Genomic DNA, 16,374 nt, shown 5'->3' with positions numbered 1-16,374 from the left:
AGAAGCAATCATGGCCAAGGAATACAAGGATTTGGTGGTCGGACTCGACATCGGCACCGCCAAGATCATGGTGGTGGTCGCTGAGGTCCAGACCAACGGCGAACTCAAGCTCGCGGGCCTGGGCGTGTCGGCCAGCCATGGCTTGAAGCGCGGTGTGGTGGTGAACATCGACGCGACGGTGCAGAGCATCCAGCAGGCCCTGAAAGAGGCCGAGCTGATGGCCGACTGCCGCATCGCGCGGGTGTACACCGGCATCACCGGCAGCCACATCCGGGGCATCAACTCCAGTGGCATGGTCGCCATCAAGGACCGCGAGGTCAGCGCGACCGACGTGGCGCGAGTGATCGAGACCGCCAAGGCCATCAACATTTCCACCGACCAGCGCCTGCTGCTGGTGGAACCGCAGGAATTCGTGATCGACGGCCAGGAGGTGAAGGAGCCGATCGGCATGAGCGGCATCCGTCTCGAAGCCAAGGTGCACATCGTCACCGGCGCACAGAGCGCGGCGGAGAACATCATCAAATGCGTGCGCCGCTGCGGCCTGGAGGTCGATCAGCTGATGCTCAACCCGCTGGCATCCAGCCAGGCGATCCTCACGGATGACGAGAAGGAACTCGGCGTGGCCTTGGTGGACATCGGCGCGGGCACGACCGATGTGGCCATCTTCTCGGGCGGTGCGATCCGCCACACGGCGGTGATCCCGATCGCGGGCGACCTGATCACCAGCGACATCGCCATGGCACTGCGCACCCCCACGAAGGACGCGGAGGACATCAAGGTGGAAAGCGGTTGCGCCAAGCAGTTGCTGGCCGACCCGGACACGCAGGTGGAAGTGCCCGGCCTGGGCGACCGGGGCCCGCGCATGCTCAGCCGCCAGGCGCTGGCGGGCGTGATCGAGCCGCGCGTGGAGGAGATCTTCTCGCTGGTGCAGCAGGTGCTGCGCGACTCGGGCCACGAGGAGATGCTGTCCTCGGGCATCGTGCTCACCGGCGGCAGCGCGGTGATGCCTGGCATGGTCGAGCTCGGTGAGGACATCTTCCTCAAGCCGGTGCGCCGTGGCATTCCGAACTATCACAGTGCCCTGTCCGACATGGTGGCACAGACGCGTGCGGCCACGGTGATGGGCCTGCTCGAGGAAGCGCGGCTGGCGCGCGTGCGTGGCCACAAGGTGGCACAGAAAGCGGGCTCGATGCAGGGTGCGGTCGAGCGGGTCAAGAACTGGTTCCTGGGGACATTCTGATGAAACTCGCTCGCCACGCCATGCGCTTCTCCCTGGGCCGATGTCGACGACGACGAGGCCGGTGTGCCGAACACACCGGGCCCCCCGGATGACCCGCATCCTCACCCCAATGAACTTCTCGCTTATCGCCGGCATCAAGGCAACAGACACAGTACAAGGAGCATCCCAATGAGCATCGAAATGATCGAAGTCGAAGAATTCAACCAGGGCACGCAGATCAAGGTCATCGGCGTGGGCGGTGGCGGCGGCAACGCGGTCGAGCACATGATCACGCGCAGCGTGCAGGGCGTGGAATTCATCTGCGCCAACACCGACGCGCAATCGCTCTCGCGCAGCGCGGCACACAAGACCATCCAGCTGGGCACCAGCGGCCTGGGCGCCGGCAGCAAGCCCGAGAAGGGCCGCGAGGCGGCCGAAGTGGCCGTGGACGACATCCGCGAAGCCATCGCCGGTGCGCACATGCTGTTCATCACCGCCGGCATGGGCGGTGGCACGGGCACTGGTGCGGCACCCGTGATCGCGCGCGTGGCCAAGGAAATGGGCATCCTGACGGTGGGCGTGGTGACCAAGCCTTTCGACTGGGAAGGCGGCCGCCGCATGACCAATGCCGATAGCGGCCTGGCCGAACTCGAGGCGAACGTGGACTCGCTGATCGTCGTGCTCAACGAGAAGCTGCTGGAAGTTCTGGGCGACGACGTGACGCAGGACGAGGCCTTCGCCCATGCCAACGACGTGCTCAAGAACGCCGTGGGTGGTATCGCCGAGATCATCAACGAGTACGGCAACGTGAACGTTGACTTCGAGGACGTGCGCACCGTGATGGGTGAGCCTGGCAAGGCGATGATGGGCACGGCCGTGGCCGCTGGCCCGGACCGCGCGCGCATCGCCGCCGAGCAGGCTGTGGCCTGCCCGCTGCTGGAAGGCATCGATCTGTCGGGCGCCAAGGGTGTGCTGGTGCTGGTGACGGCGGCCAAGGGTTCGCTCAAGCTGTCCGAATCCAAGCTGGCGATGAACACCATCCGCGCCTACGCCTCGCCTGAGGCGCATGTGATCTACGGCGCCGCATACGACGACAACCTGGGCGACGAGATGCGCGTGACCGTGGTGGCCACGGGTCTGTCCCGCCAGGGGGCGCGCCGCACGGCGCCTCCGCTGCAGGTGCTGCGCACCGGCACCGACAACGTGCCGTTCAATGTGCCGACCGTGAATGCTGCCGTGGGTGGCCCGGGTGCTGCTCAGCCGGACTACAACTCGATGGCCGTGCCCAGCGTCTGGCGCACCAACCGCACGCAAGCCGCGGCCAAGGTGGACGCGCTGGCTTCCGGTGGCATGGACGATTTCGAGATTCCGGCTTTCCTGCGCAAGCAGGCGGACTGAGGTTTTCTCGGAGCTGAGTGCTTTTGGGGGTTTCTCGCCTGCACCTCGCGGGCTCGTGGCCACCGGGCACTCTGCTCCGCGACTGTCCCCCGGCGGCCGGAGGCCGCCTCCTCCTTTATGTCGCTGCGCAGAGCGCCCGGCGTCCACCAGCCAGGCCGTATCCGTGGATCAGGTGGTTCAAACGTTGAGGTCATCGGTGATCGGGTATCCGGCGCAGCGGCATGAAAGGAGGAGGGTGGCGAAGCCGACCGGGGGACAGCCGCGGAGCCGGATACCCGGTCGCCGATGACCGTTGCAGTCGGAGAAAAACACCCGCTATCAAGGTCATCACCTTTCTTAACCATGTTCCGACGCCCCGAAACCTACAATTCACGGATGCTCGCGCAACGCACCCTCAAATCCCTGACCAAGGCGGTTGGCGTCGGGCTGCACAGCGGCCAGCGTGTGGAACTGACGCTGCGCCCCGCCGGACCGGATACCGGCATCGTGTTTCGCCGCGTCGACCTGTCGGCCCCTGTCGAAATCGCCGTCAACGCCATGGCGGTGACCGACACCCGCCTGGCTTCCACCATCTCCAACGGCGGCGTGAAGGTGCACACCATCGAGCACCTCATGAGCGCCTGCGCCGGTCTCGGCCTGGACAACCTCTACGTCGACATCACCGCCGAGGAAGTCCCCATCCTCGACGGTTCTTCGGCGTCCTTCGTGTACCTGCTTCAGAGCGCCGGCATCGTGATGCAGAACGCGCCCAAGCGTTTCATCCGCGTCATCAAGCCGGTGGAAGTGCGCGAAGGTGAGGGCCGCACGCTCAAGTGGGCGCGCCTGGACCCCTACCACGGCTACAAGCTGGCGTTCGAAATCGAGTTCGATCACCCCGCCGTCAACTCCACCGGCCAGCGCGTGGAGTTCGATTTCGGCAGTGGCCAGTACGCCCGCGAGATCGCCCGTGCACGCACCTTCGGCTTCACGCGCGACGTGGAAATGATGCGTTCCAACGGCCTGGCCATGGGCGGCGGGCTGGACAACGCCATCGTCATGGACGACGTGAAGGTGCTCAACGCCGATGGCCTGCGTTACCAGGACGAGTTCGTGAAGCACAAGATCCTCGATGCCGTCGGCGATCTCTACATCGTCGGCAAACCGCTGCTGGCCGCGTACAGCGCCTTTCGCAGCGGCCACGCGATGAACAACCAGTTGCTGCGCGCCCTGCTGGAACGGCCCGACGCCTATGAGGTCGTGAGCTTCCAGCATGAGCGCGAAGCGCCGCGAGGCTTCGCCCAGCTCGCGCCGGCCTGGTAAGTCGTTCCGATGCTGCTGTTCCGATGGACTGTCATGCTCCTGCTGCTGGCGGCGGGTGTGTGCTTTGCCTTCTACATCGGCACCGGCCAGGCGCGTTACCGCACCTGGGGCATCGTGATCCTGAAGTGGACGGTCATCGCGGCCCTCGGCTTCTTCGGCGTGCTTGCGCTCGAACGCCTGCTGTAGAAGCGGCCGGCGCTCAGCGGGCGTCGTTCACGGGTCGCACGAAAGCGCTGAACAGTTGCACCTCGGTGGTGTGGATCAGTCCGATCTTCATTTCCACGACCATCTCGCGGCCCTGCCGGTTCACCACCGTGCGACGCATCCGCTGCCCTGTGAAAGGGGCCTTGCCTGTGGTGTGGAAGTGGGCCAGCGCCTGCACGAAGGTGGTGTGGAAGCGCTCGGGCAGCAGCGTGTCGGCCAACGATTGGCCCAGCACCTCGAAGCGCTTCCAGCCGAACAGCTTCTCCGCTTCGTTGTTCCAGTCGGTGATGCAGCCGTCGAAGTCCATGCCGATGAAGGCCTCCTGCGCGGTGTCGATCACGGTCTGCACACGTTCCTCGTTGGCGCGCACGTCGTCCAACGCTTCGCGCAATTCGGCGGTGCGTTCGCTCACCCGCCGCTCCAGCGCAGCGTTGCTGTGGCGCAATTCCGCTTCGTTCTCCTGCAGGCTCTTGACCAGCGAGTTGAATGCCTGTCCGAGTGCGGCCACCTCGCGGTAGGCCGCTTCGGCAGGGGCTTTCACCGCGTAGCCCGCCTCGATGCCGCGGGCCACGTCGGTCAGGTTCTGCAGCGGGCGTGTGATCAGCCGGGCGGCAAGCCAGCCGAGCAGCGAGAACAGCAACGCACCAGCCAACCCGCCGGCAAGCAGGCGCCGGTGCAACTGGTTCACCGGTTCATAGGCCTCCTGCAGCGTCTGGCGCACCAGCAGCCGCCAGCCCAGGCCCGGGTAGCCATCGAACCCTGCGTCATGGCTGTAGCCCACCAGGTAGGTCTTGCCGTCGGGCCAGGTCTCCTTCGAGTGTCCGGATACGCCCCGTCCGGCGGCCTCCAGGCTGGGCAACTGCAGCGTCGTGCCCTGCACGCCAGTGGGGCCCAGCAGCACGGAGCCGGTGTTCGAGACGATCAGCAGTTCGACGGTGCGGTGGCGGGTCACGGAGGCGAAGATGGTGTCGCGGATGTCGTTCGCCCATTTCCAGGACAGGTGCACACCGAGAACTCCCGTGGTTTGTCCAGAGGTGTCTTTGAGGGGAAACGCAATGTCGACGAAGCGCAGCGGCTCACCCCCGGAAGGGCCGAGCAACGGTGCGAGCAGCACCGCGTCGTGCACGTCGCTCATGGGGCGGCCGGCCAGCGCATTCCGGAACCACGGACGCGCAGAGACGTCCACCCCTTCCAGCATGCCGCGCGTGGCGGTGCGCACCACACCGGCGGTATCGGTCACACCGATCCAGGCGTAGTGGGGATAGCTCTTTTGCAGTGCTTCGATTTCCTGCCGTCCCCGTTCGGGTGGGAGCCCGCCACCCAGCCGCTCGGTGAGCAGGCGCACCTCACGAAAGCGCTCGTACATCGAACGGTCCAGCCTGCTGGCCGTCTGTTGCGCCAGCTCCGACAGATTGGCACCAATGGACTCGCGCACCTGGTTGCTGGCGGCCCGGTCGCTGAACAGGGTCAGGCTCAGCGTCAGCAGCACCGACAGGGCCGTGAAGGCGATGGCAAGTCCCGCCCCCAGGCCGACCCGGTGAATGCGGTTGTTCATCATTTCAGTACACCCGGCCGGCTTTGTAGGCAGCGTGCGTGCGCGCCTGTTGCGGCGACACCTTGTTGATCGCCGACAGCGTGCGGCTCACCTGCGCGTGCGTGATGGCCAGGCCGAGGGCGTCGGCGGCATCCTTGCCGGGCAATCCGGGCAGTTGCAGCAGCCGCCTGACCATCTCCTGCATCTGCGGCTTGCCTGCCTTGCCGTTGCCCGCCACGGCCTTTTTCAGCTGAAGCGCGGTGTATTCCGCCACCGGTAGCCGGTTGGCCACCAAGGCCGTCAGGCAGGCGCCGCGCGCCTGACCCAGCAACAGCGTGGCCTGCGGGTTGACGTTCACGAACACGATTTCGCAGACCGACATTTCGGGCTGGTAGCGCGCCACCACCTCGGTGATGCCATCGAACAGGATCTTGAGCCGTTCGGGCAGCAGGGCGCCGTCCTTGGGGCTGGTCTGGATGGTGCCGCTGGCCACGTAGTGCAAGGCTGCGCCTTCCGTGTCGATCACGCCAAAACCGGTGCATTGCAGGCCGGGGTCGATGCCGAGGATGCGCATGCTGGATGTCTTCAAAGATCGAATGTCCAGCGCACCGAGTGGAAGAAGACCGGTGCGGCGAAGCACAGGGCGTCCACGCGGTCCAGCAAGCCGCTGGCGCCGGTGACCGAGCGGCCGGCGAGGCCCCAGTGGGTGACGCCACGGTCGCGCTTGATGGCTTTCATGACGAGATGCCCGAAGCTGCCCGCGACGCAGGCGATCAGCGCCATGGCCAGGGCAGGCAAGGGCTTGAACGGCGTGAAGCCCGACAGCACCGCGCCAAGCAGGCCACCTGCCGCCAGGCCCAGCGCCCAGCTGCGCCAGTGGAAACTGCCACTGATGGCAGGGGCCACCGGGTGGCGCAGGCCACGTGCGGCCAGGTGCTGCACCAGCATGCAGGTCTGCACCACGAGCACGATGAAGAACACCAGGAAGGCCGTCTTGCCCGCGAAGCCAGGGAAGTTGAGCAACAGAAGGGCCGGCACATGGCTCATGCCATACACGCAGACCATGATGCCCCACTGCAGCTTGGCGTTGCGCTCCAGAAAGCGCTGGGGGTCGTTGCCCAGCGCGCTCACCACGGGGATTGCCAGGAACACGTAGACCGGGATGAACACGGTGAAGAGGTTGAAGCGCTCGGTCCAGACCAGCGCGTACTGCAAGGGCAGCACGACGAAGAAGGCCAGCACCAGGCTGCGGTGGTCTCCCCGGCGCGTGGGCGAGAGGCTGATGAATTCGCGCAGTATGAAGAAAGAGACCACGCCGAACAGCACGATGGCGAAGCCCTCGCCCATGACCCAGCCGAACCAGAACACCAGCATCATCATCCAGGAACTGCGCAGCAGCGCCTGGTTGTCCTGCAGGCGCAAGGCCCGCTCGCCGGTGATGTCGTCGTCCCCGGAGCGGCGCTCGCGCAGCGACAGCAGCACGCCCACGCCGCTGGCGATGATCAGCAGGCCGAACAGCACCACGAAGACCAGGCTGACCTGCTGGTCGGGGGTGAGGCCGCGGAGGAAGGAGCCCATCAGATGGCCGTCCGCCGGGCCGCCCCGAGGGCGGTCGCCACCCCCTCGGGGGGCAACGAATACACGAAGTGAAGAGTGTGGGGGGTCATATTTCTCTCAATGCCATGACGGCTTCGCGTGCGCGTTTGAGGAAATCGGCACGCGGCTCTTCGGCGCCAAGCACCAGCGGTTCGCCGAAGGTGACCGAGCACAGCACCGGCACCGGCACCACCTCGCCCTTGGGGATCACGCGTTGCACGTTGTGGATCCAGGCCGGCACCAGTACCACACCAGGAAACCGCAGCGCGAGGTTGTAGAGGCCCGACTTGAATGGCTGCGGGTCTTCCTCGTGACCGCGGGTGCCTTCGGGGAACAGGATCAGCGAGTCGCCGCTGTCAAGTGCCTGCACCAGGGGGGCCAGCGGGTCTTCGTCGCCCTTGCGTTCGCGCTCCACATAGACTGCGTTGAACACCTCCGTGGTGATCCAGCGCTTGAAGTTCGAGGCGGTCCAGTAGTCCTTGGCCGCGATCGGCCGCGTGATGCTGCGCAGTTCGTGCGGCAGGGCGGCCCAGATCAGTACGAGGTCCGCGTGGCTCTGGTGGTTGGCGAAGTAGATGCGCTGTTCGGCCTTGGGCGGACATCCGTGCCAGCGTGCTTGTGCGCCGGTGAGCAGGCGCACCAGGCCGAGCAGGAGGACGCTCATGAACGTGGCGCGAAGGTTCATGGCAGCACCACCCCGCCCATGCGTGCGACGATGGTGCCGGTGCGCCGTGCCAGGTAGGCCGAGCCCTGGCGGGTTTCGAAAAACTTGGGCGAGGGCAGCATCACCGCCAGCCGTGCGGCTTCGTGGGCGTTGAGTTTGCTGGCCGGCTTGTTGAAATAGCGCTGGGACGCGGCTTCGGCGCCGAAGACGCCCTCGCCCCATTCCACGCTGTTGAGGTAGATCTCCAGAATGCGGCGTTTGTCGAGCACGAGCTCGAGCATGATGGTGAGCACCAGTTCCTGGCCCTTGCGCAGCAACTGGCGTTCGCCCGACAGCAGCAGGTTTTTGGCGAGCTGTTGCGTGATCGTCGAGCCGCCGACCACCTTGGGCTCACGCGCGGGCTGGGAGGGCTGGCGTGTGGCGCGCTTTTCGGCTTGCTGCTGGCGCCGCTCGTTTTTTTGCCAGGCGCCTTCGATGGCGCCCCAGTCCACCCCTCTGTGTTCAAAAAAACCTGCGTCTTCGGACGCGATCACCGCACGTTTGAGCAGGGGGCTGATCTGTTCGTCAGGCACCCAGCGGTGCGACCAGCGCCACTCCTTGTCGGACTGAAGGCTGGTGCCAGCGATGCGCCAGGCTTCGGAGCGCATGAAGGCGGTGCTGGTGGGGTCGACGGCAACCATGAGCGCGATGCGCGCCAGGAAGAACAGCTGCAGGGCCACACCAGCGAGGAGCAACCACAGGATCCAGCGACCGAACGATTTCATGCGGCGCGGCGGATCATTGCCCCGACAGCTGCGTCTGCAGCGTTTCGTCGCGCGTGAAGCGGAAGCGCGAGACGACCACGATCTGGTCTGCCTGGCGCCGCATGGCGTCGTTGAAGCGGCCGAAGGACAGGCTGCGAACGATGGCCTGGGCACGGCGGTCCAGCTGCGAGATGCCCGATGGCTGCACCACCTCGGTGTCGAGCACGGCGCCGTCGTGGTTGACCGTGATGGTCATCGTGAGCTCGCCGTAGAGCTTGCGCCCGCCGGCTTCGGGGAAGTTGGTGGTGCCCCGGTCCTCGATCTTGCGGCGCAGCTCGTCGTAGTAGATGGCGTAGACCGCCTCGCGCGTGGCGGGGCTGATGTACCGCTTCTTGGGACGGGCGTTTTCCTCGTTGATGCGCTTCTCGATCTCGGCCAGGATCTTCACCAGCGCGCGGCGTTTCTGTTCGCGTTCCGACGAGGCTTCGTTGGGGTTAACCGACTCGGGGTCGGGTGGCGGCATCTTGGCGAGTTCGCGCCGCACCTGGGCGAGCAGGCGATTCTGCTGCTCGCGCAGCATCTCGATCGTGCGTTCGTCCTCCTCGTGGGCATCGCCGATACGCGCCACGGTGGATGGCGGCAGGGGTGAAGTGGCCCGGCCGCGTTCCGCATCGCCACCGCCGGCCAGCGAGGCCTGCGCGATGGCCGCCGCCTTCTCGGGTCGCTCGTTGCCTTTGGCATTGACGAGGATCACTTCCAGCGGCGTGTCCTGGAACACACGGTTGAAGCGCTCAGGGTCCACGAAGCGCACCGTGAGCAGGGCGGCATGGACGATGACCGACACCCCCAGTGCCAGCTGCAGTGTGCTCAGCTTCTTGAGATAGGACAGGGCAGACGACTTCACGCGGGCATTATCCGCGCTGGGTGCCGCCCCGGCATCAACCGGCTGCCGGGCCGGGCGTTTGGGGGGACTGGGCGGTTTCCGCATCGGGCTCGTTCACGTCGATGGCGAGCGCCAGCGGTGCTGCGGCCAGTGCCTCGTCCTCGGTATCCTCGCTGGCGTTCTCCTCCACGTCCTCCACCGGGAGGTCCAGCCGTTCGATGACAGTGCCGTGGACGTCGAGCGTGATGTCGTCGATTTCGCCCAGCCTCACCCGCACATGGGCGCCCCGGGGGAGGCCTTCGGCGCCCAGCACCTGCAGCACCAGTGGCAGCGTGTCGGCGCGGACCAGGTTGTCCTTGATCAGCGTGGCGGTCACTTCGGTGATGTCCTGCTGGCGCAGGTACTGCAGCGTCCAGTAGCGCTCCATGCCATTCTGGAAACCGTTGTAGGCGGTGTAGGCGGCATCGAAGGCGCTGATGACGGAGAACAGGCTGGCGTCCTTGGGTTTGAACGGTGCGGCGAGCGCAGCGGTCTTGCCATGGCGGGCACAGGCGATGATCTGCCACTGGTTGACCAGGTCGACGTAGCGGCGCAGGGGCGATGTGCTCCAGGCATAGCTCTTGACACCGATGCCCGCGTGCGGCTGGGCCTTGGTGCCCATGCGCACCTTCACGCCGGGTTGCAGGCTGGCCTGGCTGCGGTAGATGCCGGGCACGCCGCAATCGGCCAGCCAGGTGCCCCAGGTGCTGTTGGCCAGGATCATCGCTTCGGCGACCATCAGGTCCAGCGGCGCACCGCGCTTGCGGGTGCCAATCACGACGCTTTCGTCGCCCTGGGGCGCCTCGCCATCCACGCCTTCGAGCCGGAAGGTGTAGTCCGGCCGCGTGAAGTTCTCTGGCTTGCCACGCACCACCTCGCGCTGGGCTTTCAGGTGCAGGGCGAGCCGGAACAGGAAGGCCAGTGATGGCTGCAGCGCCGCGACCTCGGCGGAGGCACCGCCGGTGGGCGCTTCGCCGGTCAGCCAGGCTTCGGTGATCACCGAGTCGAGCTGATCGTGGCGCAGGTTGGCGGCGATCGGCACGCGTTCGAGCGCGGTGCGGCTCTCGGTGACCGCCAGCGTGGTTTCGTCGAACGTCACGTAGAGCGACACGGCGGGACAGTCGCGCCCAGCCTGCAGCGTGTAGGCCTGCACCACGTCATCGGGGAGCATGGTGAGCTTGTGGCCGGGCATGTAGACGGTGGACAGCCGCGTGCGCGCGACCTGGTCGATGACGCTGTCAGGAGCCACAGCCAGGCCAGGTGCCGCGATGTGGATGCCCAGCGTGACACTGCCGCTGCCCAGGCCCTGCAGCGACAGGGCGTCATCGATCTCGGTGGTGGCCGAATCGTCGATGGAGAAAGCCTGCACTGGCGCCAGCGGCAATTCGTCGGCAATCCCCGGTGCCTGCAAGGCGGGGAATCCGGTGCCCTTGGGAAACTGATCGAACAGGAAGCGCTGCCAGTGGAACTGGTAGGCGCTGCGGATCGCGCCGGCGTTCTGGAGCAGCGTCAACGGCGCGGTGTGGCTGCTTCGTGCGGCCTCCACCACGGCCTTGTATTCGGGCGCGTTCTTGTCGGGCCGGAAAAGGATTTTGTAAAGCTGCTGGCGCACCGGCTCGGGACAGGTGCCGCTGGCCAGTTCGGCGGCCCAGGCCTCGATCTGCGCCTGCACCTGCTTCTTTTTCTCGATCGCGGCCAGCGCCTGGGCCAGGATCTCGGGCGGGGCCTTCTTGTAGCGGCCCTTGCCGGCCCGGCGGAAGTAGTGCGGAGCGCCCTGCAGGCACAACAGCGCCGCGACCTGCTCGGTGGTGCCAGCGTTGTCGCTGAAGTACTCGTGGGCGAGATCGGCAAAACCGAACTCGTCCTCGGGCGCAAATTCATACGCCAGATCGAGCTCCATGGTGTCGGCCAGCGCGGTGGCGGCAGACATCAACTGGCTGGGGGCGGGCTTCTCGAAACGGAGCAGCGCGTGGGGCGCCTTGACCTTGACGCGCTTGCCCGATTCGAGCTCGACCTGCAGGGAACTTTCGGCTTCGGACAGGAGACGGCCGGTCAGCAGCTTGCCGGCTTCATCAAACAGGATATGCATGCGCGGGATTGTCCCACGCATGCGCTACAGATCCAGGAAACGGAACAGGTCGTCGATATGGGCGTCGAAGTCGCTGATCGCGTGATCGCCGCCTTCCAGCAGGCGAATCGTGCCGCCCGCGCAGAAAGCCACCATTTCGCGCCAGTCCAGCGCCTCGTCACCCTTGGCCACGATGGCGAACTGGCGTTCCGGCGTGGCTGGTGCCACGGCCGAGAGTCGGTCGATGTCGTCCTGCTGTGCCTGCAGCTCGGCCACGAAGCCTGGCTCGAAGAAAAAGCGCTCCTCGGGAGCGTGCCACGCAGTCTGCTCACCGATGTGGTTGGCGAGGTCGCGGGCCGGAAAAGGGGCCGGGTTGAGCAGCACTGACGGGCAGCCGTTCTGCAGCGCCACCCAGCGTGCATAGAAGCCACCGAGGGATGAGCCCATCACCGCCATGGTGTCCCGCGGCCAGGCTTCGATGTCACGAAGGACCAGGGCCATCGCCTCGCGTGGCGATGGCGGCAACTGGGGGCACCACCAGACCACCCCCGGGTGCCGCGTCCGCATGCGCACGGCCACCTTCTGCGCCTTCATCGACTGCGGCGAGGAGCGAAAACCATGCAGGTACAGGAGGTGGGTGGTGGCGGGTTTCATGGGGGAAGGATAATCGGGGCCCAACATGGCCGCCGTCTTCGACAAACCCACCCTGCTGCAGCGCATCGCCCCGATCTTTCAGGGGTTTGATGGGTGGCTGCTGTTCGCGATCCTGCTCATGGCCGGCGCTGGCCTGATCACCATGTACTCGGTGGGCTTCGACCATGGCACCCGGTTTTCCGCGCACGGTCGCAACATGGCCCTGGCGCTCGGGCTGATGTTCATCGTGTCGCAGGTGCCACCGCAGCGCCTGATGTCGCTCGCGCTGCCGCTGTACACCGTGGGGGTGCTCCTGCTGCTCGGCGTGGAGGTGTTTGGCATCATGCGCAAGGGCTCGCAGCGGTGGCTGGACATCGGTGTGACCGTCATCCAGCCAAGCGAGCTCATGAAGATCGCGATGCCGCTGATGCTGGCATGGTGGTTCCACCGCCGTGAAGGCCAGCTCAAGTCCCTGGATTTCGTGGTGGCGGGTGTGCTGCTTGCCATGCCCGTGGCCCTCATCCTCAAGCAGCCCGATCTGGGCACCTCGCTGCTGGTGCTGTCGTCCGGGCTGTGCGTGATCTTCTTCGCCGGATTGAGCTGGAAGCTGATCCTGCCGCCTGTGGTGCTGGGTGCGATTGGCGTGGTGGCCTTGATCATCATGGAGCCGCAGATGTGCGCGCCCGGGGTCGACTGGCAGATCCTGCATGAGTACCAGCGACAGCGTGTCTGCACGCTGCTCGACCCGTCCAAGGACCCGCTCGGCAAGGGCTTCCACATCATCCAGGGCATGATCGCCATCGGTTCAGGCGGGCTCTGGGGCAAAGGCTTCATGCAGGGGACGCAGACGCATCTGGAGTTCATTCCGGAGCGCACCACCGACTTTATCTATGCCGCTTTTTCCGAGGAGTTTGGGCTCATGGGTGTGCTCGGGCTCATGGCGGGCTTCATTTTCCTCATTGTGCGTGGCCTGCTGATTGCCGTGGAGGCACCCACCCAGTTTTCGCGACTGGTGGCGGCGGCGGTCACGCTCAACGTGTTTGTGTATGCCTTTGTCAATATGGGCATGGTGAGCGGCATCCTGCCGGTGGTGGGCGTGCCGCTGCCGTTTGTGAGCTATGGTGGTACCGCCATGGTGACGCTGGGCGTGGGGTTGGGCATCCTGATGTCGATCGCCAAATCCAAGCGGCTGATGCAGTCCTAGGCACTGCAATGGCCAAGACCCTGGTGCTCGTGTGTGGGGCCGGGGTTCTTACAATGGCCCGATGATTTCACGCGAACCCACCCTGGCCCGCCTGGCCACCGCCCAAAGCCTGCTGCTCGAACCGTTCGGCCTGAGCCCGACGCACCTCCAGCGTGCGCTCGGCGAGATCATGTCTCACGGTGTCGACGATGCCGATCTCTACTTCCAGACCACACGCAGCGAAGGCTGGAGCCTGGAGGAAGGCATTGTCAAGACGGGCAGTTTCAGCATCGACCAGGGTGTGGGTGTGCGTGCTGTCAGCGGCGAGAAGACGGCGTTCGCCTATTCCGACGACCTGTCATGGGATTCCCTCATCGATGCCGCCCACACCGTGCGCTCGATTTCCGCGCAGGGGCAGGGTCGCAAGGCGCGTGTTCCGACGGTGAAGGTGCCCAAGTCGCGCTCTCTCTACCCCAGCCTGGATCCGATCGCCACGCTGGACAGCACCGCGAAGGTGGCGCTGCTGGAAAAGGTGGAGCGCATGGCCAAGGCCAAGGACCCGCGCGTCAAGCAGGTCATGGCCGGCCTGGCCAGTGAGTACGACGTGGTGCTGGTCGCCCGTGCCGATGGCACCCTGGCGGCTGATGTGCGGCCGCTGATCCGTCTGTCGGTGACGGTGATCGCCGAGCAGGCGGGTCGGCGCGAAGCCGGTTCGTCCGGTGGCGGTGGCCGTTTCGGGCTGGCTTACTTCGATGACGGCGTGGTGCAGTCGTACGTGGACGAAGCGGTGTCGTATGCGCTGACCAACCTCGACGCCCGGCCCGCCCCCGCCGGCGAGATGGTGGTCGTGCTCGGTTCAGGCTGGCCAGGCATCCTGCTGCACGAGGCCGTGGGCCACGGGTTGGAGGGCGACTTCAATCGCAAGGGCTCGAGCGCCTTCTCCGGCAAGATCGGCCAGCGCGTGGCGGCCAAGGGTGTGACGGTGCTGGATGACGGCACCATTGCCGACCGCCGAGGCTCGCTCAACGTGGACGACGAAGGCCATGCCTCGCAGCGCAATGTGCTGATCGAGGACGGCATCCTGCGTGGCTATATCCAGGATGCGATGAACGCGCGCCTGATGGGTGTGAAGCCCACCGGCAACGGCCGCCGCGAAAGCTACGCCCATGTGCCCATGCCGCGCATGACCAACACCTACATGCTCGGTGGTGACAAGGCACCCGAGGAGATCGTGGCCAGCATCAAGAAGGGGCTGTACGCCACCAATTTCGGCGGTGGCCAGGTCGACATCACCAGTGGCAAGTTCGTGTTCTCGGCCAGCCAGGCCTACTGGGTCGAAAACGGCCAGATCCAGTACCCGGTGAAGGGGGCCACGCTGGTGGGCAACGGCCCGGACGCACTGACCCGTGTGAGCATGATCGGCGACGACATGAGGCTCGACAGCGGAGTCGGCACCTGCGGCAAGGAAGGCCAGAGCGTGCCGGTGGGCGTGGGCCAGCCAACCTTGCGCATCGACGGTCTCACCGTGGGCGGAACGGCCTGAGATTGAACTGTCAGTTGCTTGTGCTACATTCCGCTCCCATGACCCTGCGCTTCGCCTTTTTTGCCTTTTATTTTTGGTTCTCAGTCCCCGGCGGACGAGAGGCGAAGCTGTAAGCGCATCACCGAATCTCGAAACAACCGCCGGAGCTCCAAGCCCGGCGGTTTTTTTTTGCCCCACCGATACTTTTTTCTAACCAAGCCTACCCAGGAGCCATGTGATGACCGTCAAGAACGCCCCCGCCAGCAGCGACGCCTGGCATGCCCGTCCTGTCGACAAAACCAGCCAGACCGACGACGAACGCATCAAGGACATCACCGTGCTTCCGCCTCCCGAACACCTGATCCGCTTTTTCCCCATTGGCGGAACCCCGGTCGAGTCGCTCATCAGCGAGACCCGCCAGCGCATCCACCGCATCCTGCACGGGCAGGACGATCGCCTGCTGGTCGTGATCGGACCGTGCTCGATCCACGATCCGGCGGCAGCAGTGGACTACGCGCGCCGCCTCAAGCCCTTGCGTGAAAAGTACGCCAACACGCTGGAGATCGTGATGCGCGTCTATTTCGAGAAGCCGCGCACCACGGTGGGCTGGAAGGGGTTGATCAACGACCCGTACCTGGACGAGAGTTACCGCATCGACGAGGGCCTGCGCATCGCGCGCCAGCTGCTGATCGAAATCAACCGGCTGGGTCTGCCGGCCGGCAGCGAATTCCTGGACGTGATCTCGCCGCAGTACATCGGCGACCTGATTGCCTGGGGGGCGATCGGCGCGCGCACCACCGAAAGCCAGGTGCACCGCGAGCTGGCGTCGGGCCTGTCCGCCCCGATCGGCTTCAAGAATGGCACGGACGGCAACATCAAGATCGCGACCGATGCGATCCAGGCGGCTTCGCGTGGCCACCACTTCCTCTCGGTGCACAAGAATGGCCAGGTAGCCATCGTGCAGACCAATGGCAACAAGGACTGCCACGTGATCCTGCGCGGTGGCAAGACGCCGAACTACGACGCTGCGAGCGTCGCTGCGTCGGTGAAGGAGCTCGAGGCGGCCAGGCTGCCCGCGCGCCTGATGGTCGATTGCAGCCATGCCAACAGCAGCAAGCAGCACGAAAAACAGCTCGAGGTGGCTCGTGACATCGCGGGCCAGATCGTGGGTGGATCGCGCAGCATCTTCGGCGTGATGATCGAGAGCCACATCGAAGCGGGTGCGCAGAAATTCACCCCTGGGAAAGATGACGTGCGCGGACTCAAATACGGTCAGAGCATCACCGACGCGTGTCTGGGCTGGGACGATTCGCTGCAGGCTCTGGAGATGCTGTCAACCGCAGTGCGGACCGCTCGTGCCGGATAAGTCCGCGGGCTTTCACGGGGTGG

At 65.6% G+C, this 16,374-nt stretch carries 15 protein-coding genes; 7 read left to right on the top strand and 8 right to left on the bottom strand.

Translation table 11 applies throughout. From position 1 onward, the window contains the following. The first annotated feature begins 10 nt into the window (after positions 1-10). The 4 genes from ftsA to J2X09_RS18410 all read left to right on the top strand — a co-directional run bounded on the left by ftsA (position 11) and on the right by J2X09_RS18410 (position 4,102). Positions 11-1,240 carry a cell division protein FtsA gene (gene ftsA, locus J2X09_RS18425; protein WP_204734623.1) on the top strand — a complete coding sequence of 410 codons (1,230 nt, stop codon included), beginning with the start codon at positions 11-13 and terminating at the stop codon, positions 1,238-1,240. Between the two features lie 168 nt (positions 1,241-1,408). Then, the gene (gene ftsZ, locus J2X09_RS18420; protein ID WP_204734622.1) at positions 1,409-2,617 is read left to right on the top strand and encodes a cell division protein FtsZ; all 1,209 of its coding nucleotides are present in this window, start codon (positions 1,409-1,411) and stop codon (positions 2,615-2,617) included. A 375-nt stretch (positions 2,618-2,992) separates the two neighbouring features. Then, on the top strand, positions 2,993-3,916 hold the full coding sequence (gene lpxC / locus J2X09_RS18415) for a UDP-3-O-acyl-N-acetylglucosamine deacetylase (RefSeq protein ID WP_204734621.1): 924 nt from the start codon (positions 2,993-2,995) through the stop codon (positions 3,914-3,916). 33 nt (positions 3,917-3,949) lie between these two features. Then, positions 3,950-4,102: a hypothetical protein gene (locus J2X09_RS18410; protein ID WP_204734740.1), complete on the top strand. Its 153-nt coding sequence runs from the start codon at positions 3,950-3,952 to the stop codon at positions 4,100-4,102. A 13-nt stretch (positions 4,103-4,115) separates the two neighbouring features. Here the strand turns inward: J2X09_RS18410 and J2X09_RS18405 are convergent, their stop codons facing one another. From J2X09_RS18405 to J2X09_RS18370, 8 genes are all read right to left on the bottom strand, one after another. Then, positions 4,116-5,675: a PAS domain S-box protein gene (locus J2X09_RS18405; RefSeq protein WP_310308977.1), complete on the bottom strand. Its 1,560-nt coding sequence runs from the start codon at positions 5,673-5,675 to the stop codon at positions 4,116-4,118. A gap of 4 nt (positions 5,676-5,679) precedes the next feature. Further along, a complete protein-coding gene (gene ruvC, locus J2X09_RS18400; RefSeq protein ID WP_204734732.1) occupies positions 5,680-6,228 on the bottom strand; it encodes a crossover junction endodeoxyribonuclease RuvC in 549 nt (182 codons plus the stop codon). A gap of 11 nt (positions 6,229-6,239) precedes the next feature. Continuing rightward, positions 6,240-7,232, bottom strand: coding sequence for a phosphatidate cytidylyltransferase (locus J2X09_RS18395; protein ID WP_204734619.1), 993 nt, complete (start codon positions 7,230-7,232; stop codon positions 6,240-6,242). Positions 7,233-7,317: 85 nt separating this feature from the next. Then, positions 7,318-7,935, bottom strand: coding sequence for a lysophospholipid acyltransferase family protein (locus J2X09_RS18390; protein ID WP_204734618.1), 618 nt, complete (start codon positions 7,933-7,935; stop codon positions 7,318-7,320). Further along, complete coding sequence (locus J2X09_RS18385) at positions 7,932-8,678, bottom strand: transglycosylase domain-containing protein (protein ID WP_204734617.1); 747 nt, start codon at positions 8,676-8,678, stop codon at positions 7,932-7,934. The genes J2X09_RS18390 and J2X09_RS18385 overlap by 4 nt, the downstream gene beginning before the upstream one ends. A 13-nt stretch (positions 8,679-8,691) precedes the next feature. Further along, entirely contained in the window at positions 8,692-9,561 is an 870-nt protein-coding gene (locus J2X09_RS18380) for an energy transducer TonB (protein ID WP_310308974.1), read from the bottom strand. A gap of 34 nt (positions 9,562-9,595) precedes the next feature. Further along, on the bottom strand, positions 9,596-11,668 hold the full coding sequence (locus tag J2X09_RS18375) for a ribonuclease catalytic domain-containing protein (protein ID WP_204734615.1): 2,073 nt from the start codon (positions 11,666-11,668) through the stop codon (positions 9,596-9,598). A gap of 24 nt (positions 11,669-11,692) precedes the next feature. Next, positions 11,693-12,301 (bottom strand): YqiA/YcfP family alpha/beta fold hydrolase, encoded by a 609-nt coding sequence (locus J2X09_RS18370; protein WP_204734614.1) that lies wholly within the window; start codon positions 12,299-12,301, stop codon positions 11,693-11,695. A gap of 25 nt (positions 12,302-12,326) precedes the next feature. Here J2X09_RS18370 and rodA point away from each other — a divergent pair, with 25 nt between their 5' ends. The 3 genes from rodA to J2X09_RS18355 all read left to right on the top strand — a co-directional run bounded on the left by rodA (position 12,327) and on the right by J2X09_RS18355 (position 16,351). Then, a complete protein-coding gene (rodA, locus tag J2X09_RS18365; RefSeq protein ID WP_204734613.1) occupies positions 12,327-13,484 on the top strand; it encodes a rod shape-determining protein RodA in 1,158 nt (385 codons plus the stop codon). A gap of 61 nt (positions 13,485-13,545) precedes the next feature. Continuing rightward, positions 13,546-15,006, top strand: a complete 1,461-nt coding sequence (tldD, locus tag J2X09_RS18360; RefSeq protein WP_204734612.1) for a metalloprotease TldD — start codon at positions 13,546-13,548, stop codon at positions 15,004-15,006. Between the two features lie 217 nt (positions 15,007-15,223). Next, a complete protein-coding gene (locus J2X09_RS18355; protein ID WP_204734611.1) occupies positions 15,224-16,351 on the top strand; it encodes a 3-deoxy-7-phosphoheptulonate synthase in 1,128 nt (375 codons plus the stop codon). Positions 16,352-16,374: the final 23 nt, after the last annotated feature.

This window comes from Hydrogenophaga laconesensis, assembly GCF_031457235.1.
In the GTDB taxonomy this organism is placed as follows: domain Bacteria; phylum Pseudomonadota; class Gammaproteobacteria; order Burkholderiales; family Burkholderiaceae_C; genus Hydrogenophaga; species Hydrogenophaga laconesensis.
Note: the sequence above shows the minus strand (reverse complement) of the source record. Positions and strands in the feature narration are given on the sequence as shown.

Bases quoted from the DNA above. Each gene is read 5' to 3' on its own strand.
- J2X09_RS18375 (WP_204734615.1), bottom strand. From the start codon at position 11,668: ATGCATATCCTGTTTGATGAAGCCGGCAAGCTGCTGACCGGCCGTCTC.
- rodA (WP_204734613.1), top strand. From the start codon at position 12,327: ATGGCCGCCGTCTTCGACAAACCCACCCTGCTGCAGCGCATCGCCCCG.
- ftsZ (WP_204734622.1), top strand. From the start codon at position 1,409: ATGAGCATCGAAATGATCGAAGTCGAAGAATTCAACCAGGGCACGCAG.
- ftsA (WP_204734623.1), top strand. From the start codon at position 11: ATGGCCAAGGAATACAAGGATTTGGTGGTCGGACTCGACATCGGCACC.
- J2X09_RS18405 (WP_310308977.1), bottom strand. From the start codon at position 5,675: ATGAACAACCGCATTCACCGGGTCGGCCTGGGGGCGGGACTTGCCATC.
- ruvC (WP_204734732.1), bottom strand. From the start codon at position 6,228: ATGCGCATCCTCGGCATCGACCCCGGCCTGCAATGCACCGGTTTTGGC.
- J2X09_RS18390 (WP_204734618.1), bottom strand. From the start codon at position 7,935: ATGAACCTTCGCGCCACGTTCATGAGCGTCCTCCTGCTCGGCCTGGTG.
- J2X09_RS18370 (WP_204734614.1), bottom strand. From the start codon at position 12,301: ATGAAACCCGCCACCACCCACCTCCTGTACCTGCATGGTTTTCGCTCC.
- J2X09_RS18395 (WP_204734619.1), bottom strand. From the start codon at position 7,232: ATGGGCTCCTTCCTCCGCGGCCTCACCCCCGACCAGCAGGTCAGCCTG.
- tldD (WP_204734612.1), top strand. From the start codon at position 13,546: ATGATTTCACGCGAACCCACCCTGGCCCGCCTGGCCACCGCCCAAAGC.
- lpxC (WP_204734621.1), top strand. From the start codon at position 2,993: ATGCTCGCGCAACGCACCCTCAAATCCCTGACCAAGGCGGTTGGCGTC.
- J2X09_RS18385 (WP_204734617.1), bottom strand. From the start codon at position 8,678: ATGAAATCGTTCGGTCGCTGGATCCTGTGGTTGCTCCTCGCTGGTGTG.
- J2X09_RS18410 (WP_204734740.1), top strand. From the start codon at position 3,950: ATGCTCCTGCTGCTGGCGGCGGGTGTGTGCTTTGCCTTCTACATCGGC.
- J2X09_RS18355 (WP_204734611.1), top strand. From the start codon at position 15,224: ATGACCGTCAAGAACGCCCCCGCCAGCAGCGACGCCTGGCATGCCCGT.